23 protein-coding genes and 1 pseudogene are annotated in these 22,762 nt (G+C 68.4%); 14 read left to right on the plus strand and 10 right to left on the minus strand.

Annotated elements, in window-relative coordinates; translation table 11 throughout:
• Positions 1–413: 413 nt before the first annotated feature.
• A complete protein-coding gene (glgA, locus tag NCO8_RS07815; protein ID WP_067637983.1) occupies positions 414–1,580 on the minus strand; it encodes a glycogen synthase in 1,167 nt (388 codons plus the stop codon).
• Between the two features lie 110 nt (positions 1,581–1,690).
• On the opposite strand from glgA, the gene glgC reads away from it, so the two are divergent.
• Positions 1,691–2,908, plus strand: coding sequence for a glucose-1-phosphate adenylyltransferase (gene glgC, locus NCO8_RS07820; protein ID WP_067637704.1), 1,218 nt, complete (start codon positions 1,691–1,693; stop codon positions 2,906–2,908).
• Here glgC and NCO8_RS07825 read toward each other — a convergent pair whose 3' ends face one another.
• Complete coding sequence (locus NCO8_RS07825) at positions 2,909–3,541, minus strand: O-methyltransferase (protein ID WP_067637706.1); 633 nt, start codon at positions 3,539–3,541, stop codon at positions 2,909–2,911. It abuts the gene before it with no gap.
• Between the two features lie 280 nt (positions 3,542–3,821).
• Here NCO8_RS07825 and sigE point away from each other — a divergent pair, with 280 nt between their 5' ends.
• The 9 genes and pseudogenes from sigE (at position 3,822) to NCO8_RS07870 (ending at position 10,810) form a co-directional block, all read left to right on the plus strand.
• Positions 3,822–4,490, plus strand: coding sequence for an RNA polymerase sigma factor SigE (sigE, locus tag NCO8_RS07830; protein WP_084456750.1), 669 nt, complete (start codon positions 3,822–3,824; stop codon positions 4,488–4,490).
• Positions 4,491–4,552: 62 nt separating this feature from the next.
• Positions 4,553–4,921, plus strand: coding sequence for a zf-HC2 domain-containing protein (locus NCO8_RS07835; RefSeq protein ID WP_067485782.1), 369 nt, complete (start codon positions 4,553–4,555; stop codon positions 4,919–4,921).
• A gap of 10 nt (positions 4,922–4,931) precedes the next feature.
• Complete coding sequence (locus tag NCO8_RS07840) at positions 4,932–6,470, plus strand: S1C family serine protease (RefSeq protein ID WP_067637707.1); 1,539 nt, start codon at positions 4,932–4,934, stop codon at positions 6,468–6,470.
• A gap of 33 nt (positions 6,471–6,503) precedes the next feature.
• Entirely contained in the window at positions 6,504–6,926 is a 423-nt protein-coding gene (tatB, locus tag NCO8_RS07845; RefSeq protein ID WP_067637709.1) for a Sec-independent protein translocase protein TatB, read from the plus strand.
• A 182-nt stretch (positions 6,927–7,108) separates the two neighbouring features.
• A complete protein-coding gene (locus NCO8_RS07850) occupies positions 7,109–7,966 on the plus strand; it encodes a hypothetical protein (RefSeq protein ID WP_067485776.1) in 858 nt (285 codons plus the stop codon).
• A 116-nt stretch (positions 7,967–8,082) separates the two neighbouring features.
• Entirely contained in the window at positions 8,083–8,655 is a 573-nt protein-coding gene (locus tag NCO8_RS07855) for a hypothetical protein (protein WP_067637711.1), read from the plus strand.
• A 77-nt stretch (positions 8,656–8,732) separates the two neighbouring features.
• Complete coding sequence (locus NCO8_RS07860) at positions 8,733–9,812, plus strand: XdhC family protein (RefSeq protein WP_067637713.1); 1,080 nt, start codon at positions 8,733–8,735, stop codon at positions 9,810–9,812.
• 15 nt (positions 9,813–9,827) lie between these two features.
• Positions 9,828–10,352, plus strand: a pseudogene (locus tag NCO8_RS07865) (transposase); the annotation flags it as partial.
• Positions 10,353–10,390: 38 nt separating this feature from the next.
• On the plus strand, positions 10,391–10,810 hold the full coding sequence (locus NCO8_RS07870; RefSeq protein WP_376739941.1) for a nuclear transport factor 2 family protein: 420 nt from the start codon (positions 10,391–10,393) through the stop codon (positions 10,808–10,810).
• 86 nt (positions 10,811–10,896) lie between these two features.
• Here NCO8_RS07870 and NCO8_RS07875 read toward each other — a convergent pair whose 3' ends face one another.
• The 7 genes from NCO8_RS07875 to dapE all read right to left on the minus strand — a co-directional run bounded on the left by NCO8_RS07875 (position 10,897) and on the right by dapE (position 17,733).
• Positions 10,897–11,496: a hypothetical protein gene (locus NCO8_RS07875; protein WP_067637717.1), complete on the minus strand. Its 600-nt coding sequence runs from the start codon at positions 11,494–11,496 to the stop codon at positions 10,897–10,899.
• Positions 11,497–11,690: 194 nt separating this feature from the next.
• Positions 11,691–12,629: a glucosyl-3-phosphoglycerate synthase gene (locus NCO8_RS07880; protein WP_067485770.1), complete on the minus strand. Its 939-nt coding sequence runs from the start codon at positions 12,627–12,629 to the stop codon at positions 11,691–11,693.
• Positions 12,626–13,492 (minus strand): dihydropteroate synthase, encoded by an 867-nt coding sequence (gene folP, locus NCO8_RS07885; RefSeq protein WP_067637719.1) that lies wholly within the window; start codon positions 13,490–13,492, stop codon positions 12,626–12,628. The genes NCO8_RS07880 and folP overlap by 4 nt, the downstream gene beginning before the upstream one ends.
• A gap of 2 nt (positions 13,493–13,494) precedes the next feature.
• The gene (locus tag NCO8_RS07890) at positions 13,495–15,261 is read right to left on the minus strand and encodes a long-chain-acyl-CoA synthetase (RefSeq protein WP_067637721.1); all 1,767 of its coding nucleotides are present in this window, start codon (positions 15,259–15,261) and stop codon (positions 13,495–13,497) included.
• A gap of 9 nt (positions 15,262–15,270) precedes the next feature.
• The gene (locus NCO8_RS07895; RefSeq protein WP_157104830.1) at positions 15,271–15,825 is read right to left on the minus strand and encodes an LOG family protein; all 555 of its coding nucleotides are present in this window, start codon (positions 15,823–15,825) and stop codon (positions 15,271–15,273) included.
• A complete protein-coding gene (locus NCO8_RS07900) occupies positions 15,819–16,622 on the minus strand; it encodes an LOG family protein (RefSeq protein WP_067637985.1) in 804 nt (267 codons plus the stop codon). The genes NCO8_RS07895 and NCO8_RS07900 overlap by 7 nt, the downstream gene beginning before the upstream one ends.
• A gap of 10 nt (positions 16,623–16,632) precedes the next feature.
• A complete protein-coding gene (gene dapE / locus NCO8_RS07905) occupies positions 16,633–17,733 on the minus strand; it encodes a succinyl-diaminopimelate desuccinylase (RefSeq protein WP_067637723.1) in 1,101 nt (366 codons plus the stop codon).
• A gap of 118 nt (positions 17,734–17,851) precedes the next feature.
• On the opposite strand from dapE, the gene dapD reads away from it, so the two are divergent.
• The 3 genes from dapD to NCO8_RS07920 all read left to right on the plus strand — a co-directional run bounded on the left by dapD (position 17,852) and on the right by NCO8_RS07920 (position 20,363).
• Complete coding sequence (gene dapD, locus NCO8_RS07910) at positions 17,852–18,802, plus strand: 2,3,4,5-tetrahydropyridine-2,6-dicarboxylate N-succinyltransferase (RefSeq protein WP_067637725.1); 951 nt, start codon at positions 17,852–17,854, stop codon at positions 18,800–18,802.
• A 135-nt stretch (positions 18,803–18,937) separates the two neighbouring features.
• Positions 18,938–19,555 (plus strand): DUF8020 domain-containing protein, encoded by a 618-nt coding sequence (locus NCO8_RS07915; protein ID WP_067637727.1) that lies wholly within the window; start codon positions 18,938–18,940, stop codon positions 19,553–19,555.
• Between the two features lie 139 nt (positions 19,556–19,694).
• Entirely contained in the window at positions 19,695–20,363 is a 669-nt protein-coding gene (locus NCO8_RS07920) for a molybdopterin-dependent oxidoreductase (protein WP_067637729.1), read from the plus strand.
• Here NCO8_RS07920 and NCO8_RS07925 read toward each other — a convergent pair.
• Positions 20,360–21,787, minus strand: coding sequence for an acyl-CoA synthetase (locus NCO8_RS07925; protein ID WP_174550304.1), 1,428 nt, complete (start codon positions 21,785–21,787; stop codon positions 20,360–20,362). The two genes, NCO8_RS07920 and NCO8_RS07925, sit on opposite strands and share 4 nt — an antisense overlap.
• A 114-nt stretch (positions 21,788–21,901) precedes the next feature.
• Here NCO8_RS07925 and NCO8_RS07930 point away from each other — a divergent pair, with 114 nt between their 5' ends.
• On the plus strand, positions 21,902–22,753 hold the full coding sequence (locus NCO8_RS07930) for an oxygenase MpaB family protein (RefSeq protein WP_067637731.1): 852 nt from the start codon (positions 21,902–21,904) through the stop codon (positions 22,751–22,753).
• The last annotated feature ends 9 nt before the right edge of the window (positions 22,754–22,762 follow it).

Raw genomic sequence — 22,762 nt, forward strand, 5'->3', positions numbered from 1 at the left:
ATGCGGTCATGGCGGACTCGAGTGGTGCCGTGCGGCTGGGTGTGCGGTAGGTGGAGGACTTAAGTGGTGCCGTGCGGCTGGGAAGGCGGCAGGTGGCGCACTTTGGGTTGAGCCGTGTGGCTGAGAACGAGGTCATGGCGGACTTAAGCGGTTCAGAATGGCTGTGAATGCGGTGAGCGGCGCACTTGGGTTATGCCGTGCGGCTAGGAACGCGGTAGGTGGCGAACCGCGGCTGGCGCCGGGCGGCCGAAAAGCACAGGCGGCGAACTAAGTCGTGCTCCCGAAACCGAGCAGACCTGGACTGTTGATCACCACTGTGATGGCGGCATCGGCCGAGTAGCTCCCGCCACCAGAGCGTGGTGATCGGCTGTCCAGGTATCCGAGGCGGGTGGGGCACGGCCAGCCGGGCCCTCTCAGCGGATGACCCCGCGGTAGACCTCCACAGTCTGCTCCGCGATCCTCGACCAGTCGAACTCCGCGATGGCTCGCGCGCGGCCTGCCTGGCCGTAGCGCGTCGCCAGTTCGGGGTCGGCCGCCACCGCGTTCACCGCGTCGGCGAGTGCGCGCTCGTAGTCGCCCGACGCGACCGGGTCGTAGTGCACCAATTGCCCTGTGACACCGTCGGCGACCACTTCCGGGATCCCGCCCACGTCCGAGGCGACGACGGCGGTGGCGCATGCCATCGCTTCCAGGTTTACGATGCCGAGGGGTTCGTATACCGATGGGCAGACGAAAACTGTTGATGCCGTGAGGATTTGACGCACTTGTTCGGTGGGGAGCATCTCCTTCACCCAGAACACATTGCCGCGCTGGTTTTGCAGCTCGTCGACCGCGCCGGCCACTTCCTGCTCGAGTTCCACCGTGTCCGCCGCACCGGCGCACAACACGAGCTGGATGTCGGGGTCGAAATCGGCTGCGGCGGCCAGCAAGTGGCCTACACCCTTCTGCCGGGTGATGCGGCCGACGAACGAGACGATCGGCAGATCGGCACGAACTTCGAGGCGGTCGAGCACCGGTTGTTCGGAGCCGGTGGGGGCGCCCGGATGCCATACGCCCGCGTCGATGCCGTTGTGCACCACGTGAACCCGGCCGGGGTCGATAGCGGGATAGGCGTCGAGGACGTCGTGGGCCATGCCCTCGCTCACCGCGATCACGGCGTCGGCCTGTTCCATGGCGTTGCGTTCCGACCACGAGGACAGGCGGTATCCGCCGCCGAGCTGTTCGGCCTTCCACGGCCTGCGCGGTTCGAGCGAATGCGCGGTGAGCACGTGTGGAATGCCGTAGAGCGCACCGGCGAGATGGCCGGCCAGGCCCGCGTACCAGGTGTGCGAATGCACCACGTCCACCGCGCCGACGGCGTCGGCCATCCGCAGCTGCGCCGACATCATCTGCAACGCGGCGTTGGCGGCGTACAGCTCGGGATCGGGCCGGTGCACCACCGCGCCCGTGCGCGGCGCGCCCATGCAGTGCACGGTCACCTCGCACAGCGCGCGCAGCCGGGCGGTGAGCTCGGTGACGTGCACGCCCGCACCGCCGTACACCTCGGGCGGATACTCCCGGGTCAGCATGGCCACCCGCAACGGATCCGCGATCGCTGATTCCCCGTCGGTGCCATCACTCACGGGTCCAAAGTTAGACGCTCGGGTCGACATGAGCCACCGGGTGGGCCCGGGGCCTGTACTTTGACAGGGTGAGGAGCCAGCCGCACGTACTCGGGATCGTGCTCGCCGGTGGCGAGGGCAAACGACTGTTTCCGCTCACGGCCGACCGCGCCAAGCCCGCGGTTCCGTTCGGTGGGGCCTACCGGCTGATCGATTTCGTGCTCAGCAACCTGGTCAACGCGGGATATCTGCGCCTGTGCGTCCTCACCCAGTACAAATCGCATTCGCTGGACCGCCACATCTCCCAGACCTGGCGGCTGTCGGGCTTCACCGGGGAGTACATCACCCCGGTGCCCGCGCAGCAGCGGCTCGGACCGCGCTGGTACACCGGCAGCGCCGACGCGATCATGCAGTCGCTCAACCTGATCTACGACGAGGACCCCGACTACATCGTGGTCTTCGGGGCCGATCACGTGTACCGGATGGACCCGGAGCAGATGGTGGCCAGCCATATCGCCTCGGGCGCGGGCGTCACCGTCGCGGGGATCCGGGTGCCGCGCAGCGAAGCGAGCGCGTTCGGGTGCATCGATTCCGACGAGTCCGGGCGCATCACCCAGTTCCTGGAGAAACCCGCCCATCCGCCCGGCACCCCGGACGACCCGAACATGACCTTCGCGTCGATGGGCAACTACGTGTTCACCACCCGCGTGCTCGTCGACGCGATCCGCGCCGACGCGGAGAACTCCGATTCCGATCACGACATGGGCGGCGACATCATCCCGTCGCTTGTCGCGGCCGGGCAGGCCGCCGTCTACGATTTCGCCGACAACGACGTACCGGGCGCCACCGATCGCGACCGGGGCTACTGGCGCGATGTCGGCACCATCGACGCCTTCTACGAGGCGCACATGGACCTGGTCTCGGTGCACCCGGTGTTCAACCTCTACAACAAGCACTGGCCCATCCGCGGCGCCGCCGAGAACCTGCCGCCCGCCAAGTTCGCGCGTGGCGGGCTCGCTCAGGAGTCCATCGTCGGCGCGGGCTCGATCCTGTCGGCCGCCACCGTGCGCAACTCGGTCCTCAGTTCCAACGTGATGATCGACGACGGCGCGACCGTGGAGGGCAGCGTGCTGATGCCCGGTGTCCGCATCGGGCGTGGCGCGGTGGTCCGCCACGCCATCCTCGACAAGAACGTGGTGGTCGGCGAGGGCGAGATCATCGGCGTGGACCTGGACCGCGACCGGGAACGATTCGCCGTGAGCAACGGTGGGGTCGTCACCGTCGGCAAGGGTATCTGGGTGGGCTGACTACCCACGCGACGCGCAGAGCAACCCGTCGCCGATGGGGATGAGCACGCTGGTGAGCTCGCGATTCTCCGCGATCGCCCTCGTCGCGGCGCGCACCGCCTGGGTGGCCGGGTCGCGCTGGGACTGATCGGGGACGCGCCCGCCGAGCAGCGCGTTGTTCAGGATGAACGCACCGCCCTCGCGCAGTAATCGCACACCCTGCTCCACGTAGAGCGGATGTTCCATGGGCGAGGCGTCGACGAACACCAGGTCGTAGGCGCCGTCGGCCAGGCGCGGCAGCACATCGAGGGCGCGGCCGTTGATGAGCCGGGTGCGCGCGGGCGCGATCTCGGCGGTGCGGAAGGCCTCCTTGGCGGCCCGCTGATGCTCGGGTTCGGAGTCGATGGTGGTGAGGGTTCCGTCCTCACGCATGCCGTCGAGCAGCCACAGTCCGCTCACACCCGCGCCGGTGCCCACCTCGACGACCGAGCGGGCGCCGAGCATCTGCGCGTACATGCTCAGCAGCGCGCCGACCGACGCGGGCACGGGCGCGGCGCCCAATTCGGTGGCCCGCTCGCGCGCGTCGAGGAGGACTTCGTCCTCGACGACGGACTCCTCCACATAGGCCAGGTTCCGCTCCACGTTCGATGCCACAGCTAAGAGGCTATGTCACCGACCGGGTCTGTGTATTCAGCGAAGGCGCCCAGGCGGGGTGAGTGTCGGGGCACATCAGGATTCTCAGGTGCCACTCAGGGTCTCCACACGTGCCCCATATCGCGACAGGAAATAGTTGCCACACCAGCCGATCGCGGCGGGTACGAGGCGCGGGAACAACCGCAGACATCCGGCGGTTGTTTCTGACAAGACAAGGTCCGCTGACCCGGACCGGTTCGGTTTCGTGCCGGCGGTCCCGAGTAGGAGGTGTCCCATCCCGATGGTAGACACGGCGCGTTCCGACGCCACACTGCCCGCCCAGACCCTTCCCACCGACTTTCCGCCGTCCGTCGAGGACGATCTCGATGCCGAACTCACCGGCACCGCGGCTTTCGACGCCACCGGTGACCGCACGGTGATGCCGTCGTGGGACGAACTGGTCCGCGAGCACGCCGACCGGGTCTACCGCCTCGCCTACCGGCTGTCCGGCGACGCCCAGGACGCCGAGGACCTCACCCAGGAAACCTTCATCCGGGTGTTCCGATCCCTGCAGAGCTACCAGCCGGGCACGTTCGAAGGCTGGTTGCACCGCATCACCACGAACCTGTTCCTCGACATGGTCCGCAGGCGCAATCGCATCCGCATGGAGGCCTTACCCGAGGACTACGACCGGGTGCCCGCCGAGGGACCGACGCCCGAGGACGCCTACCACGACTCCCGCCTCGACCCGGACCTGCAGAAGGCGCTCGACGCCCTCGCGCCGGAGTTCCGCGCGGCCGTGGTGCTGTGTGACATCGAGGGCCTGTCCTACGAGGAGATCGGCGCCACGCTCGGCGTCAAGCTGGGCACTGTGCGCAGCCGCATCCACCGCGGGCGCCAGGCACTGCGCGACTACCTTGCGCATAATGGAATAGAGCAGCGATACTCCGCTGACACCTACGCAGGGTGACGGCCGCGAGCGGCCACACCCGGCCTGGTCGGGTTGATGTCGGTCGGAAGGAAGAACTCCGCATGAGCGTGGATCCAGCATCCTCAGGTCGCACACCGCGCTTTCAGCCCACCGAGCATCTGGCCAGCGAGGCGATCGCGGCCTACGTCGACGGCGAGCTGCGCATGAACGCCTATCTGCGTGCCGCCCAGCATCTCTCGGTGTGCCCCGAATGCGCCGCCGAAGTCGACGCCCAGCAGCAGGCGCGGATCGCGCTGCGCCGGGCGGGCGAAATCGCCGTCCCACGCAGCCTGCACGACAGCCTCAGCCGCATCCCGCTGGCCGAACTGCCCGCCGCCGCGCCCGAACCTCCCCGCCGTAACGAGGCATTTCTCGGATTCCTGACCGATTCGTTCCCCGCAGCCCGGTGGACTACGTGGCGGCGCAAGTAGAGTCACGGGCGTGACAGGCGAATCGACGAATCCCGGATCGACCGACAACTCGGATTCGGCGGCGTCACGGGGGAATCTGCGGCCCTCCGACGCGCCGACCCTCGGCCCGCGTCCGGTGTACCGGCCGCACATCGACAGCCATACCGCGCACGCGTTCCGCCGCCCGAACGGCCAGGCGGGTTCGTTCGCCCCGCACGACCCGATGCGCGATGGCAAGCGTTCCGACGACGGCGAGCTGGTCGATCGCCGACCGCCGGACGGTGTGCTCGCCGAGGCGTTCGCCCGCCCCGAGGGCTCAGACGAACTGTTGCAGCGCGAACCCGATTCCGGCGAACGCAAGATCGTCGTCGCGGGTCCGGTCGACCCCTGGCGTGACCCGGCCGCGGGCGCGCGCCTCGGCGCCCCGGCGATCGAGACACCCGAACCCGCCCCGCTGCCTGTCGCTCCCAAATTGTCGGCCCGCGAGGTGCTGTTCGGCTCGCGTGTCGCGCCCAAGGCGCTGGCCTTGCTCGCCGTGATCGCGCTCGGTATCGCCGTCGTCGGTGGGCTGGTCGGGCGGATCACCGCCGAGACCGCGTCCACCCTCACCTCGCGCAAGGTCACCCTCCAGCAGAGCGAGAGCTCCGATTCCCCACACGGCAAGATCGCGGCCGTCGCCGACGCGGTGCTGCCGTCGGTGGTGTCGATCCAGGTCATCATCGGTGACGGCGGGCCGTCCGGCTCGGGTGTCGTGCTCGACGCCGAGCAGGGCTACATCGTCACCAACAACCACGTGATCTCGGCGGCGGCCACCGACAAGTCCGGCAACGCCAAGATCCAGATCGAATTCTCCGACAACACCCGGGTGCCTGCCCAGATCGTCGGGCGCGATCCCAAGACCGACCTCGCGGTACTCAAGGTCGACGCCGACAACCTCACCGAGGCGAACCTCGGCCGCTCCGACGACGTGCAGGTGGGCGACGACGTGCTCGCCATCGGTTCGCCGCTCGGCCTGGAGAAAACCGTCACCTCCGGCATCGTCAGCGCGCTGCACCGTCCGGTGAGCCTCGGTGGCGAGGGCACCGACACCAATGCCGTGATCGACGCGGTGCAGACCGACGCCTCGATCAACCCCGGTAACTCCGGTGGCGCCCTCGTCGACATGGACGGCAGGCTGATCGGCGTCAATACCGCTATCAAGAGCAACACCGGTAACTCGGTAGGTCTCGGGTTCGCTATCCCGATCGACGTGGTCACTTCGATCGCGCAGACCCTGATCCGCGATGGCAAGGTCAACCACCCGCAGCTCGGGCTCAGCGCGCGCACCAAGGCCGTCGCCAACGAGTTGCGCAGCGGTGCCGCCGTGGCCGACGTGGTAGCCGGCGGACCTGCGGCCAAGGCGGGCATCGTCGAGGGCGACGTGATCGTCAAGGTCGGTGACCGCGTCGTCGAGGGCCCCGACGAACTGGTCGTCGCGGTGCAGTCGCACAAGATCGGCGAGCGGGTGAACGTGCAGTTGATCCGCGATGGCAGGCAGGTGGACGTGCCCGTCACCCTCGAATCCGACTGAGCTGCGACGACGCGCGCCGGGTAACCTGGGATCGTGTTCAGCAACATCGGGTGGAGCGAGATGATGATCCTGCTCGTCGCCGCCCTCGTGATCCTCGGCCCGGAGCGCCTGCCCGGGGCGATCCGCTGGACCACGTCGTCGCTGCGTCAGCTGCGCGACTACGCCAGCGGGGCCACCTCCACGCTCAAGCAGGAACTCGGCCCGGAGTTCGACGAGCTGCGCAAACCGCTCGCCGAACTCAACGAGCTGCGCGGGATGACACCACGTGCCGCGGTCACCAAGCATCTGCTGGGCGGCGACGACTCGGTGCTGCGCGATCTGGAGAAGGCCGTGCCGGACCGCAAGGAGCTGTTCGGCACGAGCAGCGGAATGCCCGGCAGCGGGCCCTCGTTGTCGAAGGCGCCGAAGCCGTTGGAGCACAACGAGCGGCCGCCGATCGACTCCGACGCCACCTGACCCCGGCGAACAGACCACACGGTCGTCATTTGCCACCCGATCGCGCGTACCACCGATGTCCGCGCCGACCTCGCCGTCTTTGTGGTTGCCGACAGGCATATCGCCATCGGCGTTGTGCGCCAAGACATTCGATGTCAATCGTTATAGACACGAATCGCCGTCCAGCTGTCTAGACTTCGCACATGTCGGCCGATGACGTGGCACGAGTCTTCGCGATCGAAGACAAGGTCGAGAGACTCAAAGCAGCCACCGACGGGGTGGCGGCTGCCCAGCAGACCATCAACGAACTCACCAGGATCCGCCGCGCCGTGATCCGCGAACTCCATGCCGAGGGCTGGACGTTCGCCCGCATCGGCGCCGCAGCGGGCTTGTCGCGGGCGCGCATCCACCAGGTGAGCACCCAGGGCCCGGTGCCCGAAGGGCTGTTCTTCGGACACGGCACGCTCACCGTGCTTGCCCCGGAGGTCCGCACGGGCAGGCTGCTCGGCGCACCCGATCCGGCGGCCGCGCAACGGCTGGCCGAGCTGCTGCGCCAGCTCGGTTTCGTGGCGACGGTCGAGACGTTCCTACCGGGCAGACCCATCGATCTCAATCGCGACGGCCTGGTGGTCCTCGGCGGGCCCGAGCTGTCGCCGAGCCTGCGTCAGCTGGTGGCGGCCGATCCACGACTGCGACGCACCGTCACCCGCGCGGGCGACACCCGGCGCGGCATCGAGGACCGGGCCGCGCGCCGCGTCTACCGGCCCGGCGGCACCGAACCACACGACATCGCCTACCTGGCCCGGCTGCCCCGCCCCGACCGGCGCGGCACCGTGATGCTCATCGACGGGCTGCACCCGCCGGGTTCCCTGGGTGCGATCCGGTTGCTGGCCACCCGGCTGGCGACGCTGCACGAGCGGGCGAGCACGCATCTGTTCTCGGTTCTCATCGCCGTGCGATACGACCGCACGACCGGCGAACCGGTCGATGCGGACCTACTCACCCCGGTTTATCGGCACGAAACCGACCAAAAGTCCGCTGCGAACCGGACTCGCCCATAACTGCATCTAAACAACGGGCACTTTGTGATCTGCATCACGGTAATGTTATAGATCACAACCCGAGCCCGATGGTTAGATTGCTAGCGAGTAACCGAGTGTGAGTAGGTGAGCTTCACATGTTCTCGTCTCCCGAGGCCAATGCCTGCCGGGTCCTGCCCGTGCGCGCGGCCGGCGTCGCGGGCCCCCGGCCTGTTCCCGCGTCCGACATCGACTCCGTCGGCGGTGAGGTGGTCGTGACGACCCACCGCGTGACCTACAGCGACCGTTTGAAGGTCTTCATCGGCCCGCACGAGGACGTGGACAGCTTCCTGCGCCCGCTGCGCCGGATGGACGGTCATCAGCGCTTCGCGCTCGATCTGACGGTGCTTCCCGAGCCCATGCCCGCCACCGAGGTGACGGCATCGGTGAGCGCGGCCCGCGGCGATCTGGCGCTGCGCTGCACCGGCTCGGCCGACGCGATGACGCTGCAGCTGCGCACCACGGTCGATCATCTGCCGCGCCGCTACACCCTCGGGTTCCCCGGCAGCCGCCTCGGACTGCCCACGGTGTACGTGCCGCACGGCGACGACGACACCTACGTCTACCCGGAGGAGGTCTTCACCGCCGAGTACGCGGCGCAGATCTTCCACGAGTTCTTCCATCAGGGCGCCGTGCCCGCCGGACTCCAGCACCGCGAGATCCTCGACTGAGCTTTCACCGCGCCGGGATGCTCGCGGTTAGCTAGGCTGGACCGAAAGGTCACAGTCGGTGGAGAGGCCGGTGGGCGATGCGCGATCTGCTCGGGCAGGTGCTCGATCTGCTCGCCGAGGGGCCGGTGGCGCTGGCCCGGATCGTCGACCGGATCGGGGCGGGGCCGCGCGATACCGGGGCCGCGATGGTGGTCACCCCTGGTGGTCGGGTCGTCGGCTCGCTCTCGGGTGGATGCGTCGAGGCGGCGCTGCTGGTGACGGCCCAACAGGTGCTCGCCGACGGCTCCGCCTGTGTGGAGCGATTCGCGGCAGCCGATGAGCTCACCGTCGGACTGCCGTGTGGCGGGGAGATCGAGGTCTTCGTCGAACGGCTCGACCACGCCGATCTTCCGCTGCTGCGAGAGCTGCGGGCCGCACTCGCCGCGCACCAGCCCATCGCCTACGCCACGACTCTCGAATCCACCCCGGATCGCCGGCTGCTGCGGCCCGGGCAGGTCACGCCGTGGCGCGGCCTCGACCAGGACGCGGCCGCACTGCTCACCGCGGGCCACAACGGCATGGTCGGCGCCCAGGACTGCACGCCTGCCGCCGCGACCCGCCCCCGCACCTTCGTCCAGGTGTTCCGCTCCCCCGCCCGCATGATCCTGGCAGGGGCCAACGACTACACCCGCGCCCTCACCACGGCCGCCACTCAGCTCGGCTACCGTGTCACCGTCGTCGACGCCCGCGAAACCTTCACCACCCCGGCACTTTTCCCCACCGCCGACGAAGTGGTCGTCGACTGGCCCCACCGCTACCTGGCCGCCGAAGCCGTGGCAGACCGCATCGACGACCGCACGGTCGTCTGCGTCCTCACCCACGACCCCAAATTCGACGTCCCCATGCTGGCCACCGCCCTCGACCTGCCTGCAGTCGCCTTCATCGGTGCCCTCGGTTCCCGCCGAGCCCACCGCGACCGCACCACCCGCCTCCGCGACCACGGCCTCTCCCCCACCACCATCGCCCGCATCCACAGCCCCCTCGGCCTCGACCTGGGCGCCCACACCCCCGAGGAAACCGCCGTCTCCATCCTCGCCCAGATCCTCGCCACCCGAACCAACACCTCGGCCCGCCCCCTCACCACCCTGACCGGCCCCATCCACCCCCGAACACCCTGAGCCCCTCGTTACCTTACAGTGGTTGTTCCCGGCTCGCGCTCCGCCGAGAGCGTCCTGCCCAAGCTCGCCGATTCATTGAAAGCTGTTCTGCTGCAACGCAAGCAAATGACGGTCGATATCGAAGAGATGTTGGCCGATCACCCTCTTTCCCAGGTCCTGACCTCGATGCCGGGCATCGGAGTCAGGACCGGCGCCCGCATCCTGCTCGAAGTCGGCGACGGCACCGCATTCGCCTCGGCCCGCCAGCTGGCCTCCTACGCGGGCATCGCCCCGATCACCCACCGATCAGGCAGCTCGATCCGCGGCGAGTTCCCGTCCCGATCGGGCAACCACAAGCTCAAACGGGCGTTGTTCCTCTCCGCGTTCGCCGCCCTGCACGATCCAATCAGCCGCGCCTACTACGACCGAAAGCGCGCTGAAGGCAAGATGCACAACGCCGCTCTCATCTGCCTGGCAAGACGCCGCTGCGACGTTCTCTACGCCATGCTCAAAACCAAGACGCTCTATCGCCACCCCGCCGTCCTCAGCGCCGCCGCATAGAACTTCCGACTCTGACGGCGACTGACAAGATGATCGTCGTGGAGTACCCGACACGCGAGCCTGACCGGCCCACCGCGCCCGGTCTGCAGGACATCCTTCTCGAACTCGTACGCCGCGAGCCGATCTTCCACCGCCCCGAACTCGGCACCACCCGCGAGGACTTCGAACGGTCGACAGCACCGGATTTCTGGGAGACCGGCGCATCCGGGCAGCGCTACAGCAGGGAATACGTCTGGGCCACAATCGAACAACGGCAACTCGCCACCCCACAGGATCCGCCCCAGCGCGACCCATGGAAGACCAGCGACTTCCAACTACGCGAGATCGCCCCGAATACCTACCTGCTCACCTACACCCTCCAACAACCAGATCGACTAACCCGACGACTGACCATCTGGCAACGCACCAACAGCAACTGGACGATCCTCTACCACCAGGGAACCGTCGTCACCGAATAGCGAACATGACCGATCGCAACCACTTGCGGAAACTAAAGGGACACCCCCCGACCACGGATCCCCTCACAGACGCCGACCGCGCCCACTCAGTTCCGCGGACCGATACAGACAACGAAATCCCGCTCGGAATGGACGAACAGCGTCGTCGGCAGTCCCGCGCAGTCGAGCGCGTCCGCCTGATCTGTCGCCGACCCCGTCACCTTGCGCAACACCCGGCCCTCCGCCGCCGGATCGGAGCACGCGACCTTCTGCCACCGGATCTCGTCACGGAACCAGCCGACCGTCAATCGGCCGACACACTGCCCGGCGGTGACCCGCTGCATCGATTCCTCGATCTCGACCTGATCCTGCAGGTACGCGGTGAACACGACCCCGAGTGCGAAGAGAAGCGGGATCGTGAAACCGAGGGCGCCGACACGCCGGAACAGTGGTTTGCCCGGATCCATCGGCCGACGACCCCACGCGGTCTCGGGCGCGGGCAGGGCGGCGATACGGCGCCGGTTCCTGGCGTTGACGACGAATCCGCCGAGGTTGTAGAACAGCGATTGCACGCCCCACCACCCGAACCACGCACTGCCGATGGTGATCTCGCGGTAGGTCGCCAGCCCGCAGTCGCGGCAGAACGGGCCTTCCTCGGTGGTTTCGACCCGGAAGATCAGCAGACCCCAGTGCCCGACGAGATCCACATCGATGGCCGGCGATGCCCCACAATGCCGACACCGGACACTACCGTTGAGCTGAACCTCCAACACCACTGAACTTCTTCTCCCACAAGCTGATTCGCCAGAACCGGCAAACAGTACGGATCAGCAGCCGTGAGGGCAAGGGGTGCGCGCCTCCGACCGCCTCGTCGCGACGACGAGGCGGTCGGAGTGAGGTGTCAGGCGGCGACCTGTTCGGGGCGGAGGGTTTTCATCGGGGGGCGGTCTTCGAGGGAGACCTCGGTGGTGTGGGGGATGAATTCGCCTGCGATGAGGGGGAATTGGGTGAGGGGGGCGCCGGAGTCGGGGACGCCGCTGCGGCGCAGGGCGGTGCCGAGGATCTGGCGGCTCATCACGCCGAGGTCGGAGAGGGGGCGGTTGCGGTGGGTGCGGACGCCGAGGTTCACCTGGGTGATGGCGTCGAGGCCCAGGCGATCGTAGGTGTCGAGCAGCAGGCCGATCTCCACGCCGTAGCCGGGGGCGAAGGGGACGGCGGTGAGCAGTTCGCGGGTACCCGCGTATTCGCCGCCGAGCGGTTGCAACACCTGGACCAGTTCGGGGCGCAGCGCCGCCAGCAGGGGGCGGGCGACCAGCTCGGTGACCCGGCCACCGCCGTTGGCGTCCACGGACTCGCCCTGCCGCAGCGGGCGCCGGTAGTAGGCCTTGGACAGGTGGGTGCCGGGCATGGTCAGCAGCGGGCCGAGCAGCTTGGGCACGAACGCCGGATCGGGATCGATGAGGTCGGAGTCGACGAAGGCGATGAGGTCACCGGAGGTGCAGGCCAGCGACCGCCACAGCGCCTCGCCCTTGCCCGCGACCGGCTCGAGCTCGGGCACGGCCTCCTCGCGGGTCACCACCTCGGCGCCCGCGCGCCGCGCACGTTCGGCGGTGGCATCGGTGGATCCGGAATCGAGCACGATCAGTTCGTCGACAAGGGTGCCGAGCAGCGGCCGGATACTGGCCACCACGTCGGCGACGGTGTCCTGCTCGTCGAGGGCGGGCAGCACCACCGAAACGGTGCGACCCGCTTTGGCGGCGACCAGGTCGCCGACCGTCCAGTCAGGGGTGTCCCAGGTGTGGGTAGTGGCCCAGGCGGGCTCGCGGTGTTGGATTTTCATGCCAGACCTCGCAGAGTTCGTGCGGGGGGCCGGATGCCCTGGATTGCGGCGATCATGTCCACGACCCGCCGGGTCTCGGCGACTTCGTGAACCCGGAAGACCCGAGCGCCCGCGGCGGCCGCCCACGCGGTTGCCGCCAGTGTGCCCTCGACCCTCTCGGTCAGACCGACACCTAGAGTCTCCCCGATAAAGTCCTTGTTACTCAGGGCCATCAGCACTGGCCACCCGGTTTTTACGAGACTGTCGATTCCACGCAACAACTCGAGCCCGTGATAGGTGTTTTTTCCGAAATCGTGAGTGGGATCGATCACGATTCCGTCGCGACGCACCCCGGCGGCGGCCGCGCGTTCGGCCGCGGCGGCCACGGTGGCGGTCACTTCGGCGACCACGTCGGCGTAGCGCACCCGGTGCGGACGGGTGCGCGGCACGGCGCCACCGGTGTGGCTGCAGACGATCCCGGCACCCAGGTCGGCGGCCACGTGGACGAGCTCCGGATCGGCCCCTGCCCAGGTGTCGTTGACGAGGTCGGCACCGGCCGCAACGGCATCCCCGGCGACCTTGCCGCGCCAGGTGTCCACACTGATCAACAGCTCCGGATACTTCTCCCGGATCGCCGCGACGAACGGAACCACCCGTCGCGTTTCCTCGGCCGCGTCGACCGTGTCGCCCGGCCCGGCCTTCACCCCGCCGATGTCGACCAGATCGGCGCCTTCGTCGACGGCCCGCGTCACCCGGTCCATCGCGGCCCGGTCGGTGAAGGTGGCGCCCCGGTCGTAGAACGAGTCGGGGGTGCGGTTCACGATCGCCATCACCAGCGCGCGATCGGTCGGCACGGGCCGACCACAGAAGGTGGGTTCAGGCATCGCTATCGCGGAGCTCTACCCGCGGCGACGTCGTCGGCGTAGCCGTCGTAGGCCGGGACGTAGCCCTCGGTCGGTCCGCTGAGCACGTACAGCTGCCCCTCGGCGTCGCCGGCGTAGCCCTGCTTGCGCAGTTCCACCTTGCGGCTCTTGAAGGTGGAGGTCTGCTCGAGTTCGGCGACCACCCGGACGAACAGCGGGACCGCGTAGAGCGGCAGCCGCTCGTAGACGGTGGCGGCCAGCCCCTTGCCGTCGAATTCGGCATCGGGGTGCAGGGTGATCGCGGCCATGCCCGCCTTGCCGTCGGTGCCGGGAATGTCCACCCCGAACACCACCGCCTGCTCGACGCTCGGGTGCTGATCGAGCGCGCCCTCCACCTCGGTGGTGGCGACGTTCTCGCCCTTCCAGCGGAAGGTGTCACCGAGCCGGTCGACGAACGCGATGTGCCAGAAGTGCTGGTCGCGCACCAGGTCGCCGGTGTCGAACCAGCAGTCGCCCTTCTTGAACCCGTCGCGGACCAGCTTGGATTCGGAGGCCTTCGCATCGGTGTAACCGTCGAAGGGTTGACGGTTGTTCACCTTCGCCAGCAGCAGTCCGACGCCACCGGAACGCACCTTGCGCAGCTTCCCGTCCGGTCCACGACGCGGCTTACCGGTCTCGTCGTCGTATTCGACCACCGCGTACGGCAGCGGGCACAGCCCGGCCGTGCGGTCGACACCGAAGGCGTTGACGAAGGCGAGCGGCGCCTCGCTCGACCCGTAGAACTCCACCACCCGGTCGATGCCGAAGCGGCGCCGGAACTCGTCCCACAGCTCCGGCCGCAGCCCGTTGCCGACAACGAGCCGTACTCGGTTGTTCTTCTCCTCGGGGTGTACGGGCTGGTTGAGCAGGTAGCGGCACAGCTCACCGATGTAGATGAACGCCGTGGCCCCTTCGCGGGCGATCTCGGCCCAGAAGCCGGAGGCGGAGAATTTGCGCGCGAGCACATAGGTCGACTCACCGGCCAGCACCGCCGACAGCGCCACTGTGAGCGCGTTGTTGTGGTACAGCGGCAGGCAGCAGTACAGGGCGTCGTCGCCGCGCAACCGCACGCCGAGCCCGCCGAGCCCGGCCATGCTCTTGGTCCAGCGCAGGTGGGTCATCACGCTGGCCTTCGGCATACCGGTGGTACCGGAGGTGAAGATCAGGAACGCGCGTTCACCCGCCGTCACCTGCTCACAGACCACGGGGTCGGAAGCCGTTGCGCCACGCGCCGATTCGGCGAGTTCCTCGGACATCAGCACGTTCGCCGGTGCCTCGGGCAGCGAATCGAACGCTTCCAGGCATTCCTCACCGACCACGACCAGCACGCTGTCGAGCAGCCCGATGCTGTGGGCCAGCACCTGATCGCGCTGGTTGTAGTTGAGCAACCCGACGGTGGCGCCGAGTTTGAGCACCGCGAGCACCGTGAACAGCGTCTCGGGGCGGTTGGTCATGAGCACGCCGACCACGTCGCCGCGATCGACTCCGCGCGCGGAAAGCACTGCGGCGTACCGGTTCACCTCGCTGTTGGCGGCGCGGTAGGTGTAGGAACGGCCTTCGAAGCGCAGGAACACCCGGTCGGGCCGCCGGTGGGCGAGCCGCTGGAAGTACTTGCCGATGGAGGCTTTGTCCTTGGGCCCCACCAGCATTCCCGGTGCGTTGCGCAACATGCGCGGTGCGTCCATGGCCATGCCCGGCAGCTTCTTGGCCAGGTCGAACACGCTGACGGTGTCGCGGGCGTCGTTGCTCACGTCGATCTCCTACCCTCGGGCCGCGGCCGGTGTCAACGCGGCGAACGCGGCTGGCAGGTCGGCGGCCACAACGATGCGGTCGCGCGCCTGCTGTGTGACAATCTTGCGCTCGAACAGCTCGTCCAACCAGCCGAACAGCCCGCGGTAGAAACCGTCGGCGTCGAGCACGACCACAGGTTTGGTGTGTTCGCCCAGGTAACCGCCGGTCCAGGTTTCGAAGAATTCCTCGAGCGTCCCGACGCCGCCGGGCAGGGTGAGGAAGGCGTCGGCGCGTTCTTCCATCAGTTGTTTGCGCTGGCGCATGGTGTCGGTGACGAGCAGTTCGTCGGCGGCGGTATCGGCGACCTCGCGGTGCACCAGATGCTTGGGGATCACCCCGACGGTGTGCGCGCCGCCCGCCCGCGCGGCCGCCGCGACCGCGCCCATCATCGACACCCGGCCACCGCCGGACACCAGTTGCCAACCGCGACGGGCGATTTCGGTGCCCACCTGGGAGGCCAGGTCGATCAGTTCCGGTTCGGTTGTACTTGCCGAGCAATAAACGCAGATCGAGTAGTTCACCACTGGTCCTCGGTGCCGAGCCGTTCGATGTCGCCGCCGCGTCCGCCGGTCGCCTCCTTGACGATGCGCACCACGTCTTCGACGCTGTCGGTGACCTGGATGAGGTCGAGATCCTCCGGCGAGATCTTGCCCGACCCGGCCAGCGAATTACGCATCCACTCCACCAGCCCGGACCAGTAGGCCGTGCCGAACAGGATGATCGGGAAGCGGGTGATCTTGCGGGTCTGCACCAGGGTGAGCGCCTCGAACAGTTCGTCGAGGGTGCCGAAACCGCCGGGCAGGCAGACGAAGGCCTGCGAGTACTTCACGAACATCGTCTTGCGGACGAAGAAGTAGCGGAAGTTGATCCCCAGGTCCACCCAGTCGTTGAGCCCCTGTTCGAACGGCAGCTCGATGCCGAGGCCGATCGAGTATCCGCCCGCCTCCGAGGACCCACGGTTGGCCGCCTCCATCGCCCCGGGCCCGCCGCCGGTGATGATCGCGAAACCGGCGTCGGTGAGCGCGGACCCGATCGCCCGTGCCGCCGCGTACTCCGGGTGGTCGACCGGCGTACGCGCCGAGCCGAACACCGTGACGGCGGGCGGCACCTCGGCCAGCGCGCCGAAGCCCTCGACGAACTCGGCCTGGATCCGCAGCACCCGCCACGGGTCCGTGTGCACCCACTCGCTGTCCTGACGGGTGTCGAGAAGATTGCGGTCCGCGGTCCGTGCTCCCGGCTTGCGTTCGCGTCGGAACATCACCGGCCCACGGAACTTCGGTTTGGCCTTCCCCACCTGTTCATCCACGGATTCGCTCGACATGTCCTCCACGCTACTGGGCACCCGCGGTGAGGTAGGTGCGCAGCATGGCGGTGACGGCGGTGATCTGGCTGAGCGGGACGTGTTCGTCGCGCTTGTGGGCGAGGTTGGGGTCGCCGGGGCCGAAGTTCACGGCGGGGATGCCACGGGCGGCGAAACGCGAGACGTCGGTCCAGCCGTACTTGGCGCGCACTCCGCCGCCGCCGTGGGCGTTGACCGAGTCGATGAGGCTGCGCGCGGCCGGTGCGGTGAGACCGGGCAGGGCGCCGGGCGAGGAATCGGTGACCCGGAAACCCACGTCGAGCCCGTCGAAGACCTCGCGCACGTGGGCGATGGCCTGCTCGACCGTGCGGTCGGGGGCGTAGCGGAAGTTCACGTCCACCTCGGCCACGTCGGGCACCACATTGCCCGCGACGCCACCGGAGACGCGCACCGCCGAGAGTCCTTCGCGGTACACGCAGCCGTCGATGTCGACCTGGCGCGCCTGGTAGGCGGCCAGCCGTTCCAGCACCGGTGCCAGCGCGTGAATCGCGTTCTCCCCCAGCCAGGCCCGGGCCGAATGCGCGCGCACACCGGACGTGCTCAACCGCACGCGCAGCGTGCCCTGACAGCCCGCCTCGATCCAGCCGCCGGAGGGTTCGCCGAGCACGGCGAGGTCGCCGTCGAGCCACTCGGGCATATCGCGTTCGATGTGGTTGAGGCCGTTGAACTCGGCGGCGATCTCCTCGCCGTCGTAGAAGATGAGCGTGAGGTCGTGGGCCGGGTCGGTGATGGTGGCGGCCAGGTGCAGGAATACCGCGTCACCGGACTTCATGTCGACGGTGCCGCAGCCGAACAGCACCGGCTCCCCGTCCACCTCGGCGGGCCTGCTCGGCACGTTGTCGGCGATGGGCACCGTGTCCAGGTGCCCGGCCAGGATCACCCGGGTGGGCAGGCCGAGGTTCGTGCGCGCCAGCACCACATTGCCGTGCCGCTTGATCTCGAAACCGGTGGTCTGATCGCGCAGCGCCTGCTCGACGAGGTCCGCGATGGCGGCCTCGTCGCGGGAAACGCTCGGCACATCGACCAGGGCGGCGGTCAACTGGACGGGGTCGGCGCGCAAATCGAGAGTCACATCTCGACAGTAGTACGCGCGTACGACGCCGTGTCCGGGTGCGGGAATCGGACCGGGTGGTCCATCGCACAGCCCCCGCGCCACCTCGACCTGGATCGAGGCGGCAAAATGTGGTCCCGTGAGCACTCAAGGAGCAAGCGCAGTCGGTATCGCCACCATCACCTCGGACGGCACCGTCCTCGACACCTGGTACCCGAGCCCGGAGCTGGGCGAGTTCACCGAGACCGGCTCCCAGCGCCTCGACGCGGCCGACGCGCCGGAGTTCGCCGACCTGCTCGGCCCCGACAAGGCGCGCGGCGTGGAGGTGGTCGCGGTGCGTACCACCATCGCCGACCTGTCGGCGGCCCCCACCGACGCCCACGACGTGTACCTGCGCCTGCACCTGCTCTCGCACCGCCTGGTCCAGCCGCACGGCCTGAGCCTGGACGGCCAGTTCGGCCTGCTCAGCAATGTGGTGTGGACCAACCACGGCCCGTGCGCGGTGGAGGGTTTCGAGCAGACCCGGATCAAGCTGCGCGCCCGCGGCCCGGTGACCGTGTACAGCATCGACAAGTTCCCCCGCATGGTCGACTACGTGGTGCCCTCGGGTGTGCGCATCGGCGACGCCGATCGCGTCCGTCTCGGTGCGCACCTGGCCTCGGGCACCACCGTGATGCACGAGGGCTTCGTGAACTTCAACGCGGGCACCCTCGGCAACTCGATGGTCGAGGGCCGTATCTCGGCCGGTGTCGTGGTCGGCGACGGTTCCGACATCGGTGGCGGCGCGTCGACGATGGGCACGCTGTCGGGCGGCGGAACCACCGTCATCTCGGTCGGTGAGCGCAGTCTGCTCGGCGCCAACGCGGGTCTCGGCATTCCGCTCGGCAACGACTGCGTGCTCGAGGCGGGCCTGTACCTGACGGCCGGAACCAAGGTCACCGCGCCCGACGGCACCGTCGTCAAGGCCGCCACCCTGGCCGGGCAGAACAATCTGCTGTTCCGCCGTAATTCGACCACCGGCGCGGTGGAAGTGGTGCCCCGCAAGGGTACCGGTATCGAGCTCAATGCCGCGCTGCACGCCAACGACTGAATCCCGCATTCGGCAATATCGCATTTGTTGCGGTTTGTTGACGACGGGTATCCCGGTGCGGCAAGGCTTTTCGGGTCGGCTAGCTTGAATTCGCCCACCCGGTCGGGGGGCTTTCGAATGTGGAGGGATTCAAGTATGAAGTTCGGAAAGTTCACTACCGCTGTTGTGATGTCGGTTGTCGCGGTGGGGATTACCGCGGCCACCGCCAACGGTCAGCCCGCCGTGGCGACCGAACAGCCCGCGGTGGTGGCTGCGGGGGGCGTGACTTCGGGTGTGAGCAACGGGATCGGCTACACCACCGCGGTGTCGCCCACCGACAAGACCATCACCTGGGCGGTCGACAACGGCCGCTTCGAGCTGGCCGCCGACGGCTCGGCCGTGCTGCTGCGCAACGCCGAGGGCGTCACCGTCGACCAGACGGCGCTGCGCTCGGAGGTCGCGGGTCTGCCGATCTCGGTGACCCCGCAGATCGCCGAGGACGGCCGTAGCGTGAAACTGGCCGCCTCGATGACGCCGGAGGACACCGCCAAGCTCGGCAATATCGCCGAACTGAAGGACATCAGCTCCTACGACCGCCTGATGGCCCAGGTCAACAAGAACCTGCCGGGCATCGCGATCGGTGGCATCATCGGCGCGTTCTTCCCGTTCCTGTGGCTGTTCACCATCCCCGCCGGGATGCTGATCGGTGGTTACGTGATGGGTGGCCAGGAGTTCCTGGACGCGGTGATCGCGTTCGCGACCGGCCAGCCCTGATCCGCTGAACCAAAAAGCCCCGTACTCGCCCGAGTGCGGGGCTTTTTCGTTGCCGGGGTGACGAAGCCAATACTCGACGCGGCCACCGGCACGGAGTAGTTTCACCTGTTATACGGAGTCGTATAACAGGAGGATCGGCATGGCACTTCTTCCCCCGGGCCAACGCGCCGTCGAAGGGTTCCCCCGCTTCGGTACGCATCTGCATCACCCGCCGCCGCCGGTTCCCGAGCACCCCGTGATCGAGGTCTGCGGGGCCGTGGTCGAGCCCGTCACCATCGCGCTCACCGAGCTGGCGCAGCTGTCCCGGCGCGAACAGAAAGCCGACTTCCATTGCGTCGCAGGATGGTCGGCGACCGACCTGCTCTGGGAGGGCACACCGTTCCGCGACTTCTACCGCCTGGTGATCGAGCCCGCGCTCGCACCGGGAGCGACGATCACCCACCTCAGCTTCGAGGGCCTGGACGAGTTCCGCTCGGTCGTGCAGCTGGAAGACGCCCTCGCCGACGACGTCTTCCTCGCCGACCGCCTCGACGGCAAACCCCTCGACAGCGACCACGGCGCCCCGATCCGGCTGGTGAGCCCGAAGCAGTACGGGTTCGTCAACACAAAACACCTGTGCCGCATCGAAGTTCACACCACCGCCCCGCCGGACCCGGACAAGTGGTCGCCACTGGCGTCACACGCCAGGGCACGGGTGTGGGCCGAGGAACGGCACCGGTATCTGCCGGGGCGCGTGGTTCGTCCGGTGTATCACGCCCTGATCGGGCCGATCCGCCGGCTGAGCGCGCGGGGCAGCACGAACCGCTAGGTGAGCGACTTCTTCTGCACCTTGCCCATCGCATTGCGCGGCAGCGCGTCGACGAAGCGGATCTCGCGCGGCCGTTTGTGGGCCGAAAGCTGGTCGCCCACATGCGCGATCAGTTCGGACGCGAGGTCGTCGGAGCCGGTGTCGCGGGCGACGACGAAGGCGACGATCCGCTGTCCGAGATCGTCGTCGGGCAGTCCCACCACGGCGACCTCGGCGACCGCCGGATGCCCGAGCAAGGCGGTTTCGATCTCGCCCGCGCCGATCCGGTACCCACCGGACTTGATGAGGTCGATGGACTCGCGGCCGACGATGCGGTGGAAACCGTCGGCGTCGATGACGGCGACGTCGCCGGTGCGGAACCAGCCGTCCTCGGTCCAGTCACGGGCCGTGGCGTCGGGGCGGCCGAGGTAGCCGTCGAACAGCATCGGGCCGCGAACCTGCAGGCCGCCGATGCTCACGCCGTCGTGCGGGACGGGATTGCCCGCTTCGTCGCGCAGCCGGGTCTCGACGCCGCGCACCGGCGTACCCACCCAGCCCGGCCTGCGTTCACCATCTGCCCTGGTCGACAGCGTGATCATGGTTTCGCTCATGCCGTACCGCTCCACCGGCGCGTGCCCGGTGAGTTCGGCGAGCTTCTCGAAGACCGGAACCGGCAGCGGCGCGCTGCCCGAAACCAGGAGCCGTGCCCGGCTCAATTCCTTGGCTGCTTCCGGCTTCTCGGCGATGCGTGACCATACCGTCGGCACCCCGAAGTACAGCGTTCCCTCGGCGGCGGCGTAGGCCTCGGGGGTCGGCTTGCCGGTGTGGATCAAGCGGCTGCCGAAACGCAGGGGTCCGAGCAGACCGAGGATCAGGCCGTGCACGTGGAACAGCGGAAGTCCGTGCACGAGTGTGTCTTTGCGCGTCCAGTTCCAGGCGTCGGCGAGCGCGTCGAGCCCGGCGGCGATGGCGCCCCGGCTGAGCATCACACCCTTGGGGGCACCGGTGGTGCCCGAGGTGTAGAGGATGAAGGCGATGGCCGACGGGTCGGGCTCGGGGTAGGTGTGCCAGGACCGGGCGTGCAGGCGCACCGGAACCACCGGCAGATCGGTGTCCGTCGGCGCGGCCCCGAGCCAGGCCTGGGCGCCGGAATCACGCAGGATGTGTTCACGCTCAGCGGTTCCCGCGTCGGGCGGGACGGGGACGACCGTGACTCCGGCGATCAGGCAGCCGACCACGGCGAGCACGGTCCGCAGGGTCGGCTCGGCCAGCACCGCGACCCGTTCGGCGCGCCCGATCCGTTCGGCGACCGAGGTGGCCGCACCCAGCAGATCACCGCGCGAGACGGTGGCATCATCGATGGTGACGGCATCGGGAAGGTCGTCCCCGGCGGCGACGGCGAGCGGATTCAACGAGGCGAGCAGCAGCGGCGGACCGTAGGACATCCGTCCACGCTAGCCCGGCGCGTTCCGGCGGCACGCGCCACCGCCCGTTGACACCCCGACGACAGAATGAGACATTCAAGCTACAACTCTCTCACCGACGAATTGGGGTCAACGATGACCAGCCTCGCGCATTCGCGGTCCAGCCACACCGGACCCGCGGACTTCGACATCCGGGATCACGTCGACGGCGCCGCCGTCTTCTTCGGCGCAACGGCGAATGTGATCATGCAGCTCAGTCTGGCCCCGGTCGGCTACGGCGTCGCGGAATCGCGCGTGCACAGCGGAAGCATCATGCTGCACCCCTTCAAGCGAACCAGGACCACCATCACCTATCTGTCGGTGGCGATGATGGGTACCGACGAGGACCGGGCCGCCTACCGCACCGCGATCAACGGCGCGCACCGGCACGTGCACTCCACGCCCGAGAGCCCGGTGAAGTACAACGCCTTCGACAAGAACCTGCAGATGTGGGTGGCCGCCTGCCTGTACTGGGGCTCGGTCGACCTGATGGAGCGCCTGCACGGGCCCATCGACGACGACACCGCCGACTCCTTCTACGAGTACGCCCACCGTTTCGGCACCACCCTGCAGGTGCCGCGCGAGATGTGGCCCGCCGACCGCGCGGCCTTCGAGGCCTACTGGACGGACAACCTGGCCAAGACCACCGTCGACGACACCATCAAGGCCTATTTCGACGGCCTGCTCGACCTGCGGATGCTCTACCCACCCCTGCGCGTGGTCTTCGCCCGTTTCCATCGCTGGTTCACCACCGGCCTGCTCCCCGAGCACCTGCGCGCCGAACTCGGACTCACCTGGACCGAGCGCGACGAACGCCGCCTGGCCCGCCTGCTGCGGACCACCGGCGCGGTCTGGGGCCGCATGCCGCGCCCCATCCGCAGCTTCCCCTTCAACGCCACCCTCGCCGACATGCGGCGCAGGCGGCGCCGGGGCAAGCCGCTGATCTGAGGGCGTCGC

Source organism: Nocardia coubleae NBRC 108252 (assembly GCF_001612805.1).
Classification (GTDB): Bacteria; Actinomycetota; Actinomycetes; order Mycobacteriales; family Mycobacteriaceae; genus Nocardia; species Nocardia coubleae.

Bases quoted from the DNA above. Each gene is read 5' to 3' on its own strand.
- sigE (WP_084456750.1), top strand. From the start codon at position 3,822: ATGGTAGACACGGCGCGTTCCGACGCCACACTGCCCGCCCAGACCCTT.
- NCO8_RS07835 (WP_067485782.1), top strand. From the start codon at position 4,553: ATGAGCGTGGATCCAGCATCCTCAGGTCGCACACCGCGCTTTCAGCCC.
- NCO8_RS07850 (WP_067485776.1), top strand. From the start codon at position 7,109: ATGTCGGCCGATGACGTGGCACGAGTCTTCGCGATCGAAGACAAGGTC.
- NCO8_RS07855 (WP_067637711.1), top strand. From the start codon at position 8,083: ATGTTCTCGTCTCCCGAGGCCAATGCCTGCCGGGTCCTGCCCGTGCGC.
- NCO8_RS07860 (WP_067637713.1), top strand. From the start codon at position 8,733: ATGCGCGATCTGCTCGGGCAGGTGCTCGATCTGCTCGCCGAGGGGCCG.
- NCO8_RS07880 (WP_067485770.1), bottom strand. From the start codon at position 12,629: ATGAAAATCCAACACCGCGAGCCCGCCTGGGCCACTACCCACACCTGG.
- folP (WP_067637719.1), bottom strand. From the start codon at position 13,492: ATGCCTGAACCCACCTTCTGTGGTCGGCCCGTGCCGACCGATCGCGCG.
- NCO8_RS07900 (WP_067637985.1), bottom strand. From the start codon at position 16,622: ATGTCGAGCGAATCCGTGGATGAACAGGTGGGGAAGGCCAAACCGAAG.
- NCO8_RS07915 (WP_067637727.1), top strand. From the start codon at position 18,938: ATGAAGTTCGGAAAGTTCACTACCGCTGTTGTGATGTCGGTTGTCGCG.
- NCO8_RS07920 (WP_067637729.1), top strand. From the start codon at position 19,695: ATGGCACTTCTTCCCCCGGGCCAACGCGCCGTCGAAGGGTTCCCCCGC.
- NCO8_RS07925 (WP_174550304.1), bottom strand. From the start codon at position 21,787: ATGTCCTACGGTCCGCCGCTGCTGCTCGCCTCGTTGAATCCGCTCGCC.
- NCO8_RS07930 (WP_067637731.1), top strand. From the start codon at position 21,902: ATGACCAGCCTCGCGCATTCGCGGTCCAGCCACACCGGACCCGCGGAC.